General features: G+C 62.1%; 15 protein-coding genes. All 15 read right to left on the bottom strand.

Translation table 11 applies throughout. The features are described from left to right. Positions 1-166: 166 nt before the first annotated feature. Positions 167-1,396, bottom strand: coding sequence for a cell division protein FtsZ (ftsZ, locus tag AC8GFZ_RS00575; protein ID WP_506641281.1), 1,230 nt, complete (start codon positions 1,394-1,396; stop codon positions 167-169). Between the two features lie 165 nt (positions 1,397-1,561). Next, complete coding sequence (gene ftsA, locus AC8GFZ_RS00570; protein ID WP_506641279.1) at positions 1,562-2,791, bottom strand: cell division protein FtsA; 1,230 nt, start codon at positions 2,789-2,791, stop codon at positions 1,562-1,564. Positions 2,792-2,806: 15 nt separating this feature from the next. Next, positions 2,807-3,625 (bottom strand): cell division protein FtsQ/DivIB, encoded by an 819-nt coding sequence (locus tag AC8GFZ_RS00565; RefSeq protein WP_506641277.1) that lies wholly within the window; start codon positions 3,623-3,625, stop codon positions 2,807-2,809. Beyond that, positions 3,622-4,593, bottom strand: coding sequence for a D-alanine--D-alanine ligase (locus tag AC8GFZ_RS00560; RefSeq protein WP_506641275.1), 972 nt, complete (start codon positions 4,591-4,593; stop codon positions 3,622-3,624). The genes AC8GFZ_RS00565 and AC8GFZ_RS00560 overlap by 4 nt, the downstream gene beginning before the upstream one ends. After that, the gene (gene murC / locus AC8GFZ_RS00555; protein WP_506641273.1) at positions 4,590-6,002 is read right to left on the bottom strand and encodes a UDP-N-acetylmuramate--L-alanine ligase; all 1,413 of its coding nucleotides are present in this window, start codon (positions 6,000-6,002) and stop codon (positions 4,590-4,592) included. The genes AC8GFZ_RS00560 and murC overlap by 4 nt, the downstream gene beginning before the upstream one ends. After that, positions 5,999-7,078, bottom strand: a complete 1,080-nt coding sequence (gene murG, locus AC8GFZ_RS00550) for an undecaprenyldiphospho-muramoylpentapeptide beta-N-acetylglucosaminyltransferase (protein WP_506641271.1) — start codon at positions 7,076-7,078, stop codon at positions 5,999-6,001. Before murG ends, murC begins: the two co-directional genes overlap by 4 nt. Then, entirely contained in the window at positions 7,075-8,343 is a 1,269-nt protein-coding gene (gene ftsW, locus AC8GFZ_RS00545) for a putative lipid II flippase FtsW (protein WP_506641269.1), read from the bottom strand. The genes murG and ftsW overlap by 4 nt, the downstream gene beginning before the upstream one ends. Then, positions 8,340-9,896 (bottom strand): UDP-N-acetylmuramoyl-L-alanine--D-glutamate ligase, encoded by a 1,557-nt coding sequence (gene murD, locus AC8GFZ_RS00540; RefSeq protein ID WP_506641267.1) that lies wholly within the window; start codon positions 9,894-9,896, stop codon positions 8,340-8,342. Before murD ends, ftsW begins: the two co-directional genes overlap by 4 nt. Further along, positions 9,893-11,071, bottom strand: a complete 1,179-nt coding sequence (mraY, locus tag AC8GFZ_RS00535) for a phospho-N-acetylmuramoyl-pentapeptide-transferase (protein ID WP_506641265.1) — start codon at positions 11,069-11,071, stop codon at positions 9,893-9,895. Before mraY ends, murD begins: the two co-directional genes overlap by 4 nt. Beyond that, complete coding sequence (locus tag AC8GFZ_RS00530) at positions 11,062-12,465, bottom strand: UDP-N-acetylmuramoyl-tripeptide--D-alanyl-D-alanine ligase (protein WP_506641263.1); 1,404 nt, start codon at positions 12,463-12,465, stop codon at positions 11,062-11,064. The genes mraY and AC8GFZ_RS00530 overlap by 10 nt, the downstream gene beginning before the upstream one ends. After that, positions 12,462-14,000: a UDP-N-acetylmuramoyl-L-alanyl-D-glutamate--2,6-diaminopimelate ligase gene (locus AC8GFZ_RS00525; RefSeq protein WP_506641261.1), complete on the bottom strand. Its 1,539-nt coding sequence runs from the start codon at positions 13,998-14,000 to the stop codon at positions 12,462-12,464. Before AC8GFZ_RS00525 ends, AC8GFZ_RS00530 begins: the two co-directional genes overlap by 4 nt. Further along, positions 14,000-15,736: a peptidoglycan D,D-transpeptidase FtsI family protein gene (locus tag AC8GFZ_RS00520; RefSeq protein ID WP_506641259.1), complete on the bottom strand. Its 1,737-nt coding sequence runs from the start codon at positions 15,734-15,736 to the stop codon at positions 14,000-14,002. The genes AC8GFZ_RS00525 and AC8GFZ_RS00520 overlap by 1 nt, the downstream gene beginning before the upstream one ends. Further along, positions 15,733-16,050: a cell division protein FtsL gene (gene ftsL / locus AC8GFZ_RS00515; protein ID WP_506641257.1), complete on the bottom strand. Its 318-nt coding sequence runs from the start codon at positions 16,048-16,050 to the stop codon at positions 15,733-15,735. The genes AC8GFZ_RS00520 and ftsL overlap by 4 nt, the downstream gene beginning before the upstream one ends. Next, a complete protein-coding gene (rsmH, locus tag AC8GFZ_RS00510; RefSeq protein ID WP_506641255.1) occupies positions 16,047-16,979 on the bottom strand; it encodes a 16S rRNA (cytosine(1402)-N(4))-methyltransferase RsmH in 933 nt (310 codons plus the stop codon). The genes ftsL and rsmH overlap by 4 nt, the downstream gene beginning before the upstream one ends. Further along, a complete protein-coding gene (mraZ, locus tag AC8GFZ_RS00505) occupies positions 16,980-17,408 on the bottom strand; it encodes a division/cell wall cluster transcriptional repressor MraZ (RefSeq protein ID WP_506641253.1) in 429 nt (142 codons plus the stop codon). Positions 17,409-17,527: the final 119 nt, after the last annotated feature.

The following is a 17,527-nucleotide window of genomic DNA, read 5'->3' as shown; positions in this document are numbered from 1 at the left end:
GTTGGAGCGCAGCGACCGGAGGAAGCTCGCGCACCCCGAGATGGCGGTTTCAGAGGGGGAGTTCGAGCCACCCAAGCAGTGCAGTCTAGGGTTGTGAGGGGGAGTCCTTTCAGCGCAGCACAAAGAAAAAACGGCCCGAAGGCCGTTTTTCAAAGCATAAAAACGCTCAATCCGCTTGCTTGCGCAAAAACGCTGGGATCTCGTAATCGTCCATGCCACCAGAGGACATCGCATCCACCTTGGCGGCCGCATGCGTGCGGTTGGTGCGCCACACGCTGGGCACGGCCATGCCGGTGTAGTCAGGCACGCCCACACCTGCACTCGCGGTGCTGGCTTGTGAACTCACCTGTGTCGGCTGGGTCTCGGCGGCGCTGGGGTAAGCCATGCCATCGGTGCCATTGCGCAGCACCTGCAGCGGTGGGGCAGCACGGCGACCCGACTGCGCCAAGCCCGTGGCCACCACGGTCACGCGAATTTCATCGCCCAACTCGTCGTCGTACGCCGTGCCGTAAATCACATGCGCATCGGCAGAGGCACTGGCGCGGATGGTGTTCATCGCTTCGCGCGACTCGGCCAGCTTCAAACCGCCCTTGGCCGCGGTGATCAACACCAACACGCCTTTGGCGCCTGACATGTCCACGCCTTCCAGCAGTGGGCACGCCACCGCTTGTTCAGCGGCAATGCGCGCACGATCGGGGCCGCTGGCTTTGGCCGTGCCCATCATGGCTTTGCCGTGCTCGCTCATCACGGTGCGCACGTCTTCAAAGTCCACGTTGACCAAGGCTTCCACGTTGATGATCTCGGCGATACCACCCACCGAGTTTTTCAGCACGTCGTTGGCAAAGGCAAAGGCCTGGTCTTGCGTGACCTCTTCGCCCAACACTTGTTGCAGCTTTTCGTTGAGCACCACGATCAAGGAGTCCACATTGGCTTCCAACTCGGACAAACCGGCCTCGGCATTGGTCAGGCGTCGGCCGCCCTCCCACTCAAAGGGCTTGGTCACCACACCCACGGTCAAGATATTCATTTCGCGGGCGATGCGTGCCACCACCGGTGCGGCCCCAGTGCCGGTGCCGCCACCCATGCCAGCGGTGATGAACAACATGTGCGCGCCTTCGAGGGCTGCTCGGATGTCCTCTTCAGCAGCCATGGCTGCGTCGCGACCGCGCTCGGGTCGGCTGCCCGCACCCAAACCGCTTTGACCGAGTTGGATCACCTTGTGCGCCGCGCTGCGGCGCAGGGCTTGCGCATCGGTGTTGGCACAAATGAACTCCACCCCTTGAACATGGGTGTTGATCATGTGCTCGACCGCGTTGCCGCCGCCACCACCCACGCCAATCACCTTGATCATGGTGCCTGAGTTGAACGCTTCTTCTTCAACCATTTCGATGCTCATTTTTCTACTCCTATTGATCCGTTGTTTGCAGTTGCCAAGTGTTTTTTTAATGTTTGCGATTCATTCAACCATCTGGGGGTGCACCACGGCAACAAGGTCGCCATCGCCACACCCCCCATGCGGGCGGACTGGCGCGGGCCATGGCCAACCATTGGGTGTTGTTCATCAGAAGTTCCCCACCAACCAGTCCTTGATGCGACCCAAGGCGGTCTGCACCGAACCATTGTTTTGTGCCACCTTGAAGCCGCGCAGGCGGGCCAGGCGGGCTTCTTCGAGCAGACCCATGACGGTGGCTGCACGCGGCTGGGCCACCATGTCGGCCAAAGCACCGCTGTACTGGGGCAAACCACGGCGCACGGGCTTCAAGAAAATGTCCTCGCCCAGCTCGACCATGCCGGGCATGATGGCGCTGCCACCCGTGAGCACAATGCCCGAGGACAACACCTCCTCAAAACCCGACTCGCGGATGACTTGCAGCACCAGCGAAAAAATCTCTTCAACACGCGGCTCGATCACCCCGGCCAAGGCCTGGCGGCTGAGCATGCGCGGGCCCCGATCGCCCAATCCGGGCACTTCCACCTGCATCTCTGGGTTGGCCAACAGTTGCTTGGCATAGCCGGACTCGACCTTGATGTCTTCTGCGTCTTTGGTTGGCGTGCGCAAGGCCATGGCGATGTCGCTGGTGATCAAGTCGCCCGCAATCGGGATGACCGCGGTGTGGCGAATCGCGCCGCCGGTGAAGATGGCCACATCGGTGGTGCCCGCGCCAATATCAACCAGGGCCACACCCAGCTCTTTTTCATCGGCTGTCAGCACCGAATAGCTCGAGGCCAGGGGGTTGAGCATCAACTGCTCGACATCCAGTCCACAGCGGCGCACGCATTTGATGATGTTTTCAGCGGCGCTTTGGGCACCAGTGACGATGTGCACCTTGGCCTCCAAGCGGATGCCGCTCATGCCAATCGGCTCTTTCACGTCTTGGCCGTCGATGACAAACTCTTGCGGCTCGACCAGCAACAAGCGCTGGTCGGTGGAGATGTTGATCGCCTTGGCAGTCTCCACCACCCGGGCCACATCGGGGGCGGTGACCTCGCGGTCCTTGACCGCCACCATGCCGCTGGAATTCATGCCACGGATGTGGCTGCCAGTGATGCCGGTGTAGACCTTGGTGATTTTGCAATCGGCCATGAATTCGGCCTCTTTCAAAGCCGCTTGGATGCTTTGCACCGTGGCGTCGATGTTGACCACCACACCGCGCTTGAGGCCGTTGCTGGGCGCGACCCCCATGCCAGCGATCTTCAGCTCTCCGCCGGGCAAGACCTCGGCCACCACGGCCATCACCTTGCTGGTGCCAATGTCCAGGCCCACCACGAGATCTTTGTATTCTTTTGCCATGTGATTTCCTTGTCCTTACCTTTTGAGGCCCTGGGTGTCGAGCGTGCTCACCCCGCGCAAGCGCAGCGCGTATCCGTTGTCGTGGCGCAGATCGGCCGACTCCATGGCGCTGACCCGGCGCCCATAGCGGCTGGCCACTTGGGTCAAGGTTTGCGTCAAGCGCTGCACCCGCTCTTGCACCTGCGGCGCTTGGCCACGTCCCAGCTCCACCACCGACCCCCCCTCCAAATGAGCACGCCAGCTGCCGCGTGCGGTCAGCTCCAAACTGCTGAGCTCAAAGTGCAATTGACCAAACATGGGCGTGAGCAAGCGGTACAAGCCCAGCACCTCGGCCGATTGGGCATCGGGGCCGATCAGGCGGGGCATGCGCTCGACGTCGGCCTCGGCCACATTGGCCTCGAACAACTCGCCTTGTTGGTTGACCATGCGGGCATCGCCCTCATTGCCCCACAGGGCCACGGGCTGGTGCTCTTCGAGGGTGACGCGCAAGCGGTTGGGAAACTCCCGGCGCACCACTGCACGGCGCACCCACGGCACCGCCTCGAAGCTGGCCCGCGCTTGGGCCAGGTCCATGGTGAAAAAGTTGCCGCTCAAGCGGGGTGCCACATTGGCACGCAAGGTGACTTCGTTGCTGTGCGCCACATCACCGTCCACGGTGATGCGCTGCAAGCTGAAATGGGTGTGGCGCACGCCCCACCACAGTGCCGCACCAATCAGCATGCCCATGAAACCCAACAACAACAGATTGGCCAAGGCGTTCATCCATTTGGCGTCCCAGGGCACCTCCACTGGCACCACCCGGGGAGGTCGCAGGCGGCGTTGCATCACCGTCATGGTGCGACCCCGCGGCGGCTGTCCAAACTGGCGCTGGCGATCAAGCGCAGGCACAGGTCTTCGTAAGAGATGCCGGCCGCACGCGCCGACATTGGCACCAAAGAATGGCTCGTCATGCCCGGCGAAGTGTTCATTTCGAGCAAAAAGGCCTTGCGGTCGCTGGCGCGGATCATCAAATCAGCGCGGCCCCAACCACGGCATCCCAGGCTGCGGTAGGCGGCCAGCACCTGTTGCTGAATGGCCTCTTCCTCCGCTGCGGGCAAACCGCTGGGGCAGTGGTATTTCACGGTGTCGGTGAAGTATTTGTTTTGGTAGTCGTAGTCACCTTGTGGCGCGGCGATGCGCACAATTGGCAGTGCCACGGCGCCCGCGCCTTCGCCCAACACCGGGCAGGTGATTTCGTCGCCATCGATGAAGGCCTCGCACAACAACTCGGGGTCATAGCGGGTGGCCAAGGTTGCCGCATTGACCATCTCACTGGCTTGGCTGACCTTGGTCACCCCAATCGATGAGCCTTCGCGCGGCGGCTTGACGATCAAAGGCAGGCCCAATTCAGCCGGAATGGCGGCAATGCGCGCCGCGCTTTGTTCGGTTGGGCTCAGGCACACCGATGCGGGTGTGTCCAGGCCGTGGCTGCGCCACAAGCGTTTGGTCATGACCTTGTCCATGGCGATGGCCGAGGCCATCACGCCCGAGCCGGTATAGGGAATGCCCAGCAACTCCAAGGCCCCTTGCACCGTGCCGTCTTCGCCATGGCGTCCATGCAAGGCAATGAACACATGGGTGATGCCCAAGCCGCGCAAGGCCGACAGATCTTGTGTGGACGGGTCAAAAGCCTGGGCCTGAACCCCTTTGGACAACAAGGCTTGCAACACGCCTTGGCCCGACATCAAGGAGATGTCGCGCTCGGCCGAGTCGCCGCCCATCAACACGGCCACACAGGCGCTGGTGATGTCAAAGCCGCTCATGGCGTCACCCCCAGGCCCATTTGCAAAATTTGGTTGGGCACCTGGCCAATGCTGCCCGCGCCCATGCACAACACCACGTCGCCGGGCTGGGCCTGGTCCAAGATGTGCGCGGGCATGTCGGCAATGGCGTCCACAAAGGCCAGGGTTTGGTCACCGGCCATGCGCAAGGCGCGCGCCAAGGCCCGGCCATCGGCACCCGCAATCGGCGCTTCACCCGCGGCATAGACCTCGGACAAACACAGCACATCGGCGCGCCGCAACACCTGCACAAAGTCTTCAAAACAGTCGCGGGTGCGGGTGTAGCGGTGCGGTTGAAACGCCAGCACCAAGCGCCGCCCGGCAAACGCCCCTCGGGCCGCTGCCAGCGTGGCGGCAATCTCCACCGGGTGGTGGCCATAGTCTTCGATCAAGGTGAAGTGCCCGGCGCCCGAACGGGTGGGCACTTCACCATGGCGCTGGAAGCGCCGACCCACCCCTTTGAACTGCGCCAAGGCGGTTTGCACCGCGCTGTCGGGCACACCCAACTCCACCGCCACGGCAATGGCGGCCAAGGCATTGAGCACGTTGTGCTCGCCAGCCAGGTTGAGGGTGATGTCCATCTCGGGCAAGCGGATGCCATTGCTGCGGGTCACGCCAAAGTGCATGCGCCCGTTGTCGGCGCGCACGCTGTGGCCGCGCACTTGCGCCGTCTCGCCAAAGCCGTAACTGGTGATCGGCCGTGACACCTGGGGCAAGATGCTGCGCACCGCCGCATCGTCGGTGCACAGCACCGCTGCACCATAAAACGGCATGCGGTGCAAAAACTCGACAAAGGCATTTTTCAAACGCCCAAAGTCATGGCCATAGGTCTCCATGTGGTCGGCATCGATGTTGGTCACCACCGACATCACCGGCATCAGGTTCAAAAACGAGGCATCCGACTCATCGGCCTCGACCACGATGTAATCGCCGCTGCCCAAACGCGCATGGGCGCCGGCGCTGTTCAAGCGCCCACCGATGACAAAGGTCGGGTCCATGCCGGCCTCGGCCAACACGCTGGCAACCAAACTGGTGGTGGTGGTTTTGCCATGCGTGCCGGCGATGGCCACACCTTTTTTCAAGCGCATCAACTCGGCCAACATCACCGCGCGTGGCACCACCGGTATGAGCTTGGCATGGGCCGCCACCACCTCGGGGTTGTCGGCATGCACGGCTGTGGAAGTGACCACCGCATCGGCACCTGCGATGTGCGCCGCCGCATGACCGACTTGGATGCCCATGCCCAAGGCGCGCAATCGCGCCAAGGTCGGGCCTTCAGCCAAGTCTGAACCTGACACCCCATAGCCCAGGTTGTGCAACACCTCGGCAATGCCGCTCATGCCTGCGCCACCAATGCCGACGAAATGGATGTGGCGAATGGCTTGCTTCATGACCGCCCTTCGCTGCGCAGTTGTTCGCAAGCTTGCACCACCTGGGTGGCGGCATCGGGTTTGGCCAACTGCTGGGCACGCTCGGCCATGGCTTGCAAATCAGCGCGGTTCAAGCCGGCCAACCACTGCGCCAGCCGTTCGGCGCTCAGTTCGGTTTGCGGCCACAACCACGCTGCCTGAGCGTCGCTGAGAAAGCGTGCATTGTGGGTTTGGTGGTCATCCACCGCATAGGGGAAGGGCACCAACAAGGCGGCCACCCCGACTGCGGCCAATTCGGTCACGGTGCTGGCACCGGCGCGGCAAATCACCACATCGGCCTGGGCCATGGCGTGTGCCGTGTCGTCGATGAAGGGGGTGAGTTCGGCTGGCACACCGGCCTGGGCATAGGCTTGGCGCAGGCTGTCAATGTGGCGCTCGCCGCTTTGGTGCAGCACCTGTGGTCGCAAGGATTCGGGCATGCGCGCCAATGCCGCCGGCAAGGCTTCGTTGAGCGCTTGGGCCCCCAAGCTGCCACCCAACACCAACACCCTCAAGGGACCACTGCGCTGAGCAAACCGCATCGCCGGTGCGGCTTGTTGGGCAAACGACGCGCGCAAAGGGTTGCCGATCCATTCGCCCCGGGCAATCGCGCCCGGAAACGCACAAAACACCCGTGCCGCCACCCGGCTGAGCCAGCGGTTGGCCATGCCGGCGATGGAATTTTGCTCGTGCAGCACCAAGGGGCGACCACACAGCACGCCCATCATGCCGCCGGGAAAGCTGATGTAGCCGCCCAGGCCCACCACCACATCGGGGCGCAAGCGGCGCACCACTTGCAGGCTTTGCCAAAAAGCTTTGATCAGCCGCATGGGCAAGCCGATCCAGCTGGCCCAGCCCTTGCCACGCACGCCACCAAACTGCACGGTTTCAAAAGCAAAGCCTTGTGGCGGCACCAAGCGACTCTCCATGCTCGGGGCCGGTGCGCCCAACCAATGCACGCGCCAGCCGCGTTCGCGCAAACCTTGGGCCACGGCCAAGCCGGGGAAGATATGGCCACCGGTGCCGCCGGCCATGACCAGTGCCACACCCGCGCTCATACCCGACCCCCGTGCATGAGTTGTCGGTTTTCATGGTCCACCCGCAACACAATGGCCAAGGCCAGCAAATTGAGCAAGATAGCGGAGCCGCCAAAGCTCATCAACGGCAGGGTCAAGCCCTTGGTCGGCAAGGCACCCAGGTTCACCCCCATGTTGATGAAGGCTTGGAAACCGATCCACACCCCCACCCCTTGGGCCACCAACCCAGAGAACACGCGGTCCATGGCAATCGCTTGGCGGCCAATGTGCATGATGCGTCGGGTCAACCACAAGAACAAAACGATCATCGTCACCACGCCCACAAAACCAAACTCCTCGCCAATCACGGCGAGTAAAAAGTCGGTGTGTGCCTCGGGCAGCCAGTGCAGTTTTTCCACGCTGCCGCCCAAACCCACACCAAAAATCTCGCCCCGCCCAATGGCGATCAACGAATGCGACAACTGGTATCCCTTGCCCAGGGCGTACTTGGGGTCCCAGGGGTTGAGATAAGCAAAGATGCGGTCACGGCGCCATTCGCTCAAAGCAATCATCAGCACAAATGCAATGATCAGCACCAAAGCGATCAAGAAAAACATCCGCGCGTTGACTCCGCCCAAGAACAAAATGCCCATGGCAATCATGGCGATCACCATGAAGGCCCCCATGTCGGGTTCGGCCAGCAACAGCGACCCCACCACCGCCACCGCCACCCCCATGGGTGCAACGGCGCTGAAAAACTTTTCCTTCACTTCCATCTTGCGCACCATGTAATTGGCGGCGTACAAGAGCACGCCCAGCTTGGCCAACTCGGAGGGCTGAAAGTTGATAAAGCCCATGGCAATCCATCGCCTGGCCCCATTGACCTCCTTGCCAATGCCAGGAATGAGCACCACGATGAGCAACACCAGCGAAGCAATGAACAACCACGGTGCCCATTTATCCCAGGTATCCATGGGCACTTGGTAGGCCAACGCGGCCGCCACCAAGGCCACACCAATGGCGGCGGTGTGGCGCAGCAAAAAATGGTTTTGGGCGTAATTGCCAAAACGCGGGTTATCCGGCATGGCAATGGAGGCCGAGTACACCATCACCAAGCCCCACAGCAACAAGGTGACCGCGACCCAAATCAAAGGCTGGTCAAAGCCTTTGACCCGCACCGGTGCGGCGCGGGTGCGGGTGAACTCGGTGCCGTGCACCCTTACGGGCAAAGCGTCTGGGCCTTCGGCGGGTGCATTGCCACGCCAGCGTCCCCAGGCGTCGCCCAGTTTGTGCGTCAGCGTGCTCATGCCGCACCCTCCCACACCACACCAGCATCCTCGGCCAAGGCCTGCACCGCTTGGGCAAAGGCTTCGCCGCGCTGCACATAGTGATCAAACATGTCAAAGCTGGCGCATGCTGGTGACAGCAACACCGCGTCGCCAGCCTGGGCCTGTTCGGCCCCGCACCGCACTGCGTCCTGCATGGACGCAGCCTCGATCAACGGCACGCCGCAGCCTTGCAAGGCCTGGCGCAGCAAGGGCGCGTCGCGCCCGATCAGCACCACCGCACGGGTGTGGCCAGTCACCACCGCGGCCAAGGGGGAAAAGTCTTGACCCTTGCCTTCGCCCCCGGCGATCAGCACCAAGCGGCGGTCTTGTCCCAGGCCTTGCAAGGCGGCCACCGTGGCACCCACATTGGTGCCTTTGCTGTCGTTGATGTATTCCACGTCTTGCACCACGGCCACGGTGCTGGCACGGTGGGGCTCGCCCCGGTATTCGCGCAAGGCATACAACATGGGCCCCAAGGTGGCTTGGGTGTGGCTGGCCAAGGCCAGTGCGGCCAACGCATTGAGGGCATTGTGTTGACCGCTGATGCGCAAGGCCTCGGCAGGCATCAAGCGCTGCATGAAGGGCGCATCGTCGTCATAGCCCTCGTGCTCAGGCGCACCAGCACGGGCCTTTTTGCGCCCACCTTCGCGCTCGATCAAGCGCACCAACCAATTCATGCCATTGACGTTTTCCAGGCCCCAGTCCCCGGCGACGCGGGGCGCATCGCTGCCAAAGGAGGCGACCTCTCGCTCGATGGCTTTTTTCTTTTTCGCGGCATCACTGACCGGCTGCAAAGCCATCACGCGCGCATCATTGCGGTTGAGCACCAGCAAGCCGGTGCTGCCCACGATGCGGGCCTTGGCGGCGCAGTAATCATCCATGCTGCCGTGCCAATCGAGGTGGTCTTCGCTGAGGTTGAGCACGGTGCTAGCCGTGGGCTCAAAGTCATCGACCCCATCGAGTTGAAAGCTCGACAACTCCAGCACCCAGACCGCTGGCAAGCCCGCACCTGCGGCGCGCTCGCGCCAGGTGTCGAGCAAATTGGGGCCAATGTTGCCCGCCATGACCACGTCTTGACCCGCGGCCTTGAGCAATCGGGTGGTCAATGCCGTGACCGTGGTTTTGCCATTGGTACCGGTGATGGCGAGCACCTGCGGGGCATAGCCCGTTTGGGCCTGGGCCTCGCGCAGGGCGTGGACAAACAAACTCAACTCGGTGCCGACCCACAAACCCGCTTCAATGGCTGCACGCCACACAGGCGCCACTTCGGCGGGGGACAGACCCGGGCTTTTGAAGACGGCACGGATGCCTTGGCTGGACAACACGGTGGCATCGAATTCACCCGCGATGAACTGCGCTTGCGGTGCATGGGTGTGCAAATCGGCCAAGCCCGGTGGTTCAGCTCGGGTGTCCATCACCCACACCCGAGCGCCTTGCTCGCTGCACCAGCGCGCCATGGCCAAGCCCGACTGGCCCAGGCCCAGCACCAGCACGGCTTGGTTTTGCAAGGAGGAGGGGTACACGGTGTTCATCGGAGCTTCAAGGTCGACAGGCCAATCAAGCACAGCAGCATGGTGATGATCCAAAAGCGCACCACCACCTGGGTTTCTTTCCAGCCAGATTTTTCAAAATGGTGATGCAATGGCGCCATCTTGAGGATGCGCCGGCCCTCGCCATATTTGCGTTTGGTGTATTTGAAGTAGCTGACCTGGGCCATGACCGACAGGGCTTCGACGACAAAAATGCCACCCATGATGGCCAGCACGATTTCTTGGCGCACGATGACCGCGATGGTGCCCAGGGCCGCGCCCAAGGCCAGCGCACCCACATCCCCCATGAACACCTGCGCGGGGTGGGTGTTGAACCATAAAAACGCCAAGCCCGCACCGGCCATGGCAGCACAAAAAATCATCAGCTCGCCCGAACCTGGGATATAGGGAAAGAGCAGGTATTTGGAATACACCGAACTGCCCGTGACGTAGGCAAACACCCCCAAGGCGGAGCCCACCATCACCACCGGCATGATGGCCAAGCCGTCCAGGCCATCGGTGAGGTTGACCGCATTGCTCGCGCCCACAATCACCAAGTAGGTCAACAACACAAAACCAAACACCCCCAATGGGTAGCTGACTTCTTTGAAGAAGGGCAACAACAAATCGGCCTTGGGCGGCAAATCGACATCAAAGCCCGAGCGCACCCACAGGTAGAACAACTCCAGCACGCGCAGGTTGCTGACCTCGGAAATGCTGAACACCAAGTAAAGCGCAGCCAGCAGGCCAATCACCGACTGCCAAAAGTATTTCTCGCGCGAGCGCATGCCTTCGGGGTCTTTGCGCACCACTTTGCGCCAATCGTCCACCCAACCAATGGCGCCAAAGCCCAGGGTGACCAACAACACGATCCACACAAAGCGGTTGGACAGATCAAACCACAACAAGGTGGAGACCGAGATGCAAATCAAGATCAGCACACCGCCCATGGTGGGGGTGCCCGATTTGCTCAGGTGCGCCTCCACGCCGTAGCCGCGAATGGGTTGGCCGATTTTGAGTGCGGCCAGTTTGCGGATCACCCACGGACCCGCGATCAAGCCCATGAGCAAGGCAGTGAGCGCAGCCATCACTGCACGAAAGGTGATGTACTGAAACACGCGGAAAAAACCGAATTCGGGTGACAAGGTTTGCAGCCACTGGGCCAGACTCAAGAGCATGTGGCCTCCTGGTCAGATGCGTGTTCGCGCAGGGCCTGGACCACACGCTCCATGCGCATGAAGCGCGAACCTTTGACCAGCACGCTGCCACCCTCGGCGGCCTGCGCCAGTACCGCCGCTTGCAACGCCGCCATGTCGCCAAAGTGGGTGGCCGCCGCATGCACCGCCGCGCTGGATTGGGCCAACTCGCCCAAGGTGAACACACGTTCAATGCCTTTGGCTTGTGCATGCTGGCCCACCTCGGCATGAAAGGCTGCGCCATTCACACCCACCTCGCCCATATCGCCCAGCACCAGCAAACGTGGAGCGGGCAAGTCGGCCAACACATCAATCGCCGCCAACACCGAGTCGGGGTTGGCGTTGTAGCTGTCGTCGACCACGGTGCAGGTGTGCCCCTGCCACTGCAAGGCGTGCGTGCGCGAGCGGCCGGCCACCGGCCTGAAAGCGCGCAAGCCTTCGGTCACGGCGGCCACAGGAGCCCCAGCGGCCAAGGCGGTGGCGGTGGCGGCCATGGCGTTGCGCAGGTTGTGGCGACCGGCGATGTGCAGCTCGGTGCCCACCACACCCACAGGCGTGTGCAACTGAATTTCCCAATGATCGGCCTGCCAGCGGCTGTGCTGCGGCCACACCTCAGCGCTGGCCTCCCAGCCAAAGCACCATGTTCGGCGCGCACCCGCCAAGCGACGCCACACCGGGGTGTGCGGGTCATCGGCTGGAAACACCGCCACACCATCGGGCCCCAAGGCCGACAGAACGCCGCCGTTTTCTTCGGCCACGGCGGCCACGCTGTGCATGAACTCTTGGTGCTCGCGTTGGGCGTTGTTGACCAAAGCCACTGTGGGCCGGGCGATGGCGGCCAATTGGGCGATTTCGCCGGGGTGGTTCATGCCCATCTCGACCACAGCGCTCAGGTGCGACGGGCGCAAGCGCAGCAAGGTCAAGGGCAGGCCGATGTCGTTGTTGAAATTGCCTTGGGTGGCCAAGGCTTGATCCGACCCCGGGTGCCAAGCGCGCAAGATGCTGGCGATCATTTGCGTCACCGTGGTCTTGCCGTTGCTGCCTGTGACCGCCAACAAGGGCAGCGAAAACTGCTGACGCCAAGCGGCGGCCAGCTCGCCCAAGGCGCGCAAGCTATTGGGCACTTCCAAACCCACCAAGCCCGCTGCGGCCAAGCCTTTTTCAGCCAAAGCAGCGCGGGCACCGAAGGCCTGGGCTTGGGGCAAAAAGTCATGCGCGTCAAAGCGCTCGCCGCGCAAGGCCACAAACAAGTCGCCGGCTTGCAGCGTGCGCGTGTCGGTGTGCACCCGGCCGCAGCGCACATCGGGCCCGCCCACCCAACGCGCGCCGCTGATCCATTGCTGGGCCTGGGCCAAGCTCAGTTGCATATCACTCATGCCCATGCCCCCGCGTCCAAGCAGGCCTGGGCCAGTTGCGCATCGGAAAACGGCAAGCGCTGGCCTTGGATGTCTTGGTACATCTCGTGGCCCTTGCCGGCGATCAACACCACGTCCTGGGCATGGGCTTGGGCCAAGGCATCGGTGATGGCCTGGCGCCGGTCGGCTTGCACTTGCGCCCGATCCGGTTGGTGCAAGCCTGCGCGCATCTGGGCCAAGATGGCCAATGGGTCTTCGCTACGCGGGTTGTCGCTGGTGAGCACCACACACTGGGCTTGCGCTTCGGCCACCCGCGCCATCAACGGGCGTTTGCCGACATCGCGCTCGCCGCCGCAACCCACCAGGCACCACAGACGGCCCCCACGCTGTTGGGCCACGCTGTGCAAGGCTTGCAAGGCTTTTTCCAAGGCGTCTGGGGTGTGGGCATAGTCCACCACCACCAAAGGCTGGTCGATGCCGCCCATGCTGTTCATGCGCCCGGGCACACTGGGCAAATGGGCACAGGCCCGCACCGCATCGGCCAGTGGGTGGCCCAAGGCGCGCAAGGCGGCGATCACCGCCAACACATTGCTGACATTGAAAGCCCCCACCATGCGGGTTTGCAAGGGCATCACCGCATCACCCTCGCAGACGTCAAAGGCCAATCCCGCACCACCTTCGCTCGAAGCGTGCCAACGGACGTGTTTTGCTTGCAAACGCGCAGGCCCTGCAAAGGAAAACGTCCACACCTGGGCGGGGCGCTTTCTGGCCAACAGGGTTTGGGCCAAGCGGCTGCCTTGGGCGTCATCGACGTTGACCACTGCCGCAGGCAATTCGGGCCACTCAAACAAAGCTGCCTTGGCCTGCCAATAGTCGTCCATGCTGCCGTGGTAATCGAGGTGGTCTTGGCTGAAGTTGGTGAAAACTGCCAAACGCAGCACCGTGCCATCCAGGCGGTGTTCACGCAAACCAATGGACGAGGCCTCGATCGCACAAGCCGCCAATCCCTGATCAACAAATTGGCGCAAACCCGCTTGCAGCAACACCGCATCGGGCGTGGTCAAACCACCACCGTGCGACCACTGCGCGGCCTGCGCCACATCGCCCATGCCCAAAGTGCCCACGACAGCGCAACCACGCCCCATGGCTTGCAGCGCATGGGCCAACCACCAGGCGGTGGAGGTTTTGCCATTGGTGCCGGTGATGGCCAGCACATCCAAGGCCTTGCTGGGGTGACCGTGGAAGGCCGATGCAATCGCACCGCTGTCGCGGCGCAAGCCCGCATAGGCGCCCAATCCTTCAACGCTGTGCAGCGTGCCCATGGTTGGCGCGGAGCTGAACAAGGCCTCTTCGGCCCAGCCGTCGCGCTCGACCAAACAAGCACGCGCACCGCGCGCCAGGACCTCTGGCACATGGCTGCGGCCATCGCTGCGCGCACCCGGCCAAGCCAAAAAGCCGTCACCCGCACGCACCTGCCGGCTGTCGCTGTGCAGTTGTGCGCAGCCACGCTGGTGCAACCACTGCGCAGCTTGTTGGGGGGTGTGCAAAGCGGGCATCAAAACGACTCAGGCTCCGCTTTGGCCATGACCTGGGGGCGCACCGCCACGTCGGGCTGGATGCCCATCATGCGCAGGGTTTGCTGCACGGTTTGGCTGAACACGGGAGCGGCCACGTCACCGCCGTAATAAGCCCCGTTGGTGGGCTCGTCGATCATCACCGCCACCACAATGCGCGGGTTTTCAATGGGCGCCAATCCAACAAAGAATCCACGGTATTTTTTGCTGGCGTAGCCCTTGCCTTCTTGTTTGTGCGCAGTGCCCGTTTTGCCACCCACCGAATAACCCATGGTTTGGGCTTTGGGTGCCGTGCCACCGGGGCCTGCGGCCATATTGAGCATGTGGCGCACGGCCACCGCGTGGCGCGCTTCCATCACCCGCACCCCTTGTACCGGCTCGGTGCGCTTGAGCAAGCTCACCGGCATGCGCTCGCCATCGCGGGCAAACACCGTGTAAGCCTGGGCCAATTGAAACAAGCTCGACGACAAGCCATAGCCATAGCTCATAGTGGCTTGCTCAATCGGACGCCAAGTCTTGTAACCGCGCAAGCGACCCGACACCACCCCAGGGAAGGGCAAATCGGGCTTGATGCCAAAGCCGAGTTGGGTGTACATCTCCCACATCTCACGCGGGGGCATTTGCATGGCAATTTTCACCGTGCCCACGTTGCTCGATTTTTGAATCACTTCGTTGACACTGAGCATGCCGTGTGGGTGGGCGTCGGAGATGGTGGCACCCGCCATGGTGATGCGCCCGGGCGCGGTTTGGATCATGGTCTCGGGTTTGATCAAACCCTTCTCCAAAGCCAAACTGATGGCGAACGGCTTCATGGTCGAGCCCGGCTCGAAGGTGTCGGTCAGCGCGCGGTTGCGCAGCTGAGCACCGCTGAGATTGACCCGCCGCTCGGGGGAATAGCTGGGGTAGTTGGCCAAGGCCAGCACCTCGCCCGACTGGGCATCGAGCACCACCACACTGCCGGCTTGCGCCTTGTGCTGCAGCACCGCTTCGCGCAGCTTTTGGTAGGCGAAAAATTGCACCTTGCTGTCGATGCTCAGCTGCAGATCGCGACCGTCAACGGGTGGAATTTCCTCGCCAATGTGTTCGACCACTTGTTTGAGCCGGTTTTTGATCACCCGGCGCGAACCCGACTTGCCGCCGAGTTGGTTTTCAAAAGCCAGCTCCACACCCTCTTGGCCACTGTTTTCCACATTGGTGAAGCCCACCACATGCGCCAGGGCCTCGCCCTCTGGGTATTTGCGCTTGTATTCCATGCGCGCATACACGCCTTTGATCTTGAGCGCATCGATTTCGCGCCACACCGACTCGTCCACTTGTCGGCGCAGCCAGACAAAGTTTTTGTCCTCGTCCTCCAACTTGTGCTCAAGCTCTTGGGTGGTCATATTGAGCAGGCGGGCCAGGTTTTTGAGTTTGGCTGGTGTGCGGTCGATGTCTTCGGGGTTGGCCCACACACTGGGGGTGGGCACACTTGACGCCAAGATCAAGCCGTTGCGGTCCAAGATGCGGCCGCGGTTGGCTGGCAACTCGAGCACGCGGATGAAGCGCATGGCGCCTTGTTTTTTGAAGAATGCGTTGTCAATCACCTGCACATAGGCCGCGCGCCCCACCAAGCCCAAAAAACCCACGGCGATGCAGGCCACGATGAATTGGCTGCGCCAGACCGGTGTTTTGCTCGCCAACAAGGGGCTGGAGGTGTATTGAACGCTGCGCGTGCTCATGGCTGCGTGCCTTGCTTGTCGCTGACCGGCGCGTTGGCGCTGGCCGATGTGTCACCGATGCGGGCGTATTGGGTGATGGCCGGCGTGACGGTGCGCATTTGCAGTTGTTCGCGCGCGAGCTTTTCCACACGCAAAGGTGTGCCCAAAGAGCGACGCTCCAAATCCAGTCGATCGTGTTCGGTTTGCAACTCTTGGGCCCGGTCTTTGGCGCGGTCAAGCTCAGTGGTCAAGCGGCGCGATTCGTACTGCACGCGCACCAAGTACAAAGCGCTGGCCAGCACCGCGAGCAACAGCATCAGGTTGACCCGGGTCATGGCGCGGCCACCCGGGTGCGTTCGGCCACGCGCATGATGGCGCTGCGCGAACGCGGGTTGGCCGAGACTTCCGCCGCACTGGGCCGCACCCGACCCAAAGCCTTCAAGTGCAAAGCCGGCGCCGGGGCAAAGGGCTGGCGGCGATCGAACACCTCGCGGCTGTGGCGCGCGATGAACTGCTTGACGATGCGGTCTTCCAGTGAGTGAAAACTGATCACGACCAAACGCCCTCCAGGTTGCAATGCATGGATGCTGGCCTCTAGCGCTTGTTGCAACTCTTCAAGCTCGGCATTGATGTGAATCCGAAAAGCTTGAAATGTGCGCGTTGCAGGGTCCTGGCCCGGCTCGCGGGTTTTGACCGTGCCAGCCACGAGTTGGGCCAACTCAGCGGTGCTTGCAGGCGCGCCCCGCTCTTCTCGGCGAGCCACAATCGCCTTTGCAATCTGAACAGCAAACCGTTCTTCGCCATGGTCACGAATCACCCCCGCAATTTCTTCTTGTGAAGCCGTGACCAACCACTGGTGCACGCTGCGCCCGCGGGTCGGGTCCATGCGCATGTCCAGTGGCCCATCGTGGCGAAAGGAAAAGCCGCGCTCGGCTTGGTCGATTTGGGGTGAGCTCACCCCAATGTCGAGCAACACGCCGCTCAAGCTGGCAGCAGGCCAATCGCGCAAGCTGGAGAACGGCACATGCCGAACCGAAAAGCGCGGGTCTTGCAACAAATCCTGCGCCGACTGCACCGCTTGCGGGTCTTGGTCGAATGCACACAAGCGCGCGTTTGGGCCCATGCGCGCCAATATCGCGCGCGAATGACCGCCTCGGCCAAAAGTGGCATCGAGATAAGACCCCTGCGGGTCGTGCACCAAGGCGTCGACCGCTTCTTGCAACAAAACCGTGGTGTGGGTACATGTCAAGGACACCGTGGGCATTCAGAAAGAAAAATCCTTGAACACATCGGGCATCTCACCTTGCAAGGCCTGTGCTTGCTGGGTTTCGTAGGTGGCTTTGTCCCACAGTTCAAAGTGGTTGCCCATGCCCAGCAGCAAGGTGTCGCGCTGAATGCCTGCGGCCTCGCGCAACTCGGGCGAAACCAACACGCGCCCTGTGCCATCCATCTCCACATCCATGGCATTGCCCAGGAAGTGGCGCTTCCACCATTGCGCACTCATGGGCAAGGCGGCCAAGCGCTCGCGAAAGCGCTCCCACTCTGGGCGCGGGAACATCATCAGGCATCCATGGGGGTGGCGCGTCAAGGTGAGTTGACCTTGCGACATGGCAGCGAGCACCTCGCGGTGGCGCGTGGGCACCGACAAGCGGCCCTTGGCATCCAGACTCAGCGATGAAGCACCTTGAAACACAGAAAAGCATCCTTGAAAACAGGCAAAAATGGGAATGCAAATGCATTTTTCACCACTTTATTGCACTTATTTGCACTGTAGCAGGATTCAGCCAAATCTCCAACACATTTGTCTTTTTT

It is taken from the genome of Limnohabitans rimovensis (SeqCode), assembly GCF_965234775.1.
GTDB classification, from domain to species: Bacteria; Pseudomonadota; Gammaproteobacteria; order Burkholderiales; family Burkholderiaceae_C; genus Limnohabitans; species Limnohabitans rimovensis.
This window is presented reverse-complemented; position numbering and strand designations above follow the sequence as displayed.

Coding starts and splice junctions, on each gene's coding strand:
- murG (WP_506641271.1), bottom strand. CDS start 7,078: ATGAGCGCGGGTGTGGCACTGGTCATGGCCGGCGGCACCGGTGGCCAT.
- AC8GFZ_RS00560 (WP_506641275.1), bottom strand. CDS start 4,593: ATGAGCGGCTTTGACATCACCAGCGCCTGTGTGGCCGTGTTGATGGGC.
- ftsZ (WP_506641281.1), bottom strand. CDS start 1,396: ATGAGCATCGAAATGGTTGAAGAAGAAGCGTTCAACTCAGGCACCATG.
- mraY (WP_506641265.1), bottom strand. CDS start 11,071: ATGCTCTTGAGTCTGGCCCAGTGGCTGCAAACCTTGTCACCCGAATTC.
- murC (WP_506641273.1), bottom strand. CDS start 6,002: ATGAAGCAAGCCATTCGCCACATCCATTTCGTCGGCATTGGTGGCGCA.
- ftsL (WP_506641257.1), bottom strand. CDS start 16,050: ATGACCCGGGTCAACCTGATGCTGTTGCTCGCGGTGCTGGCCAGCGCT.
- AC8GFZ_RS00520 (WP_506641259.1), bottom strand. CDS start 15,736: ATGAGCACGCGCAGCGTTCAATACACCTCCAGCCCCTTGTTGGCGAGC.
- AC8GFZ_RS00565 (WP_506641277.1), bottom strand. CDS start 3,625: ATGACGGTGATGCAACGCCGCCTGCGACCTCCCCGGGTGGTGCCAGTG.
- murD (WP_506641267.1), bottom strand. CDS start 9,896: ATGAACACCGTGTACCCCTCCTCCTTGCAAAACCAAGCCGTGCTGGTG.
- ftsA (WP_506641279.1), bottom strand. CDS start 2,791: ATGGCAAAAGAATACAAAGATCTCGTGGTGGGCCTGGACATTGGCACC.
- AC8GFZ_RS00530 (WP_506641263.1), bottom strand. CDS start 12,465: ATGAGTGATATGCAACTGAGCTTGGCCCAGGCCCAGCAATGGATCAGC.
- AC8GFZ_RS00525 (WP_506641261.1), bottom strand. CDS start 14,000: ATGCCCGCTTTGCACACCCCCCAACAAGCTGCGCAGTGGTTGCACCAG.
- ftsW (WP_506641269.1), bottom strand. CDS start 8,343: ATGAGCACGCTGACGCACAAACTGGGCGACGCCTGGGGACGCTGGCGT.
- rsmH (WP_506641255.1), bottom strand. CDS start 16,979: ATGCCCACGGTGTCCTTGACATGTACCCACACCACGGTTTTGTTGCAA.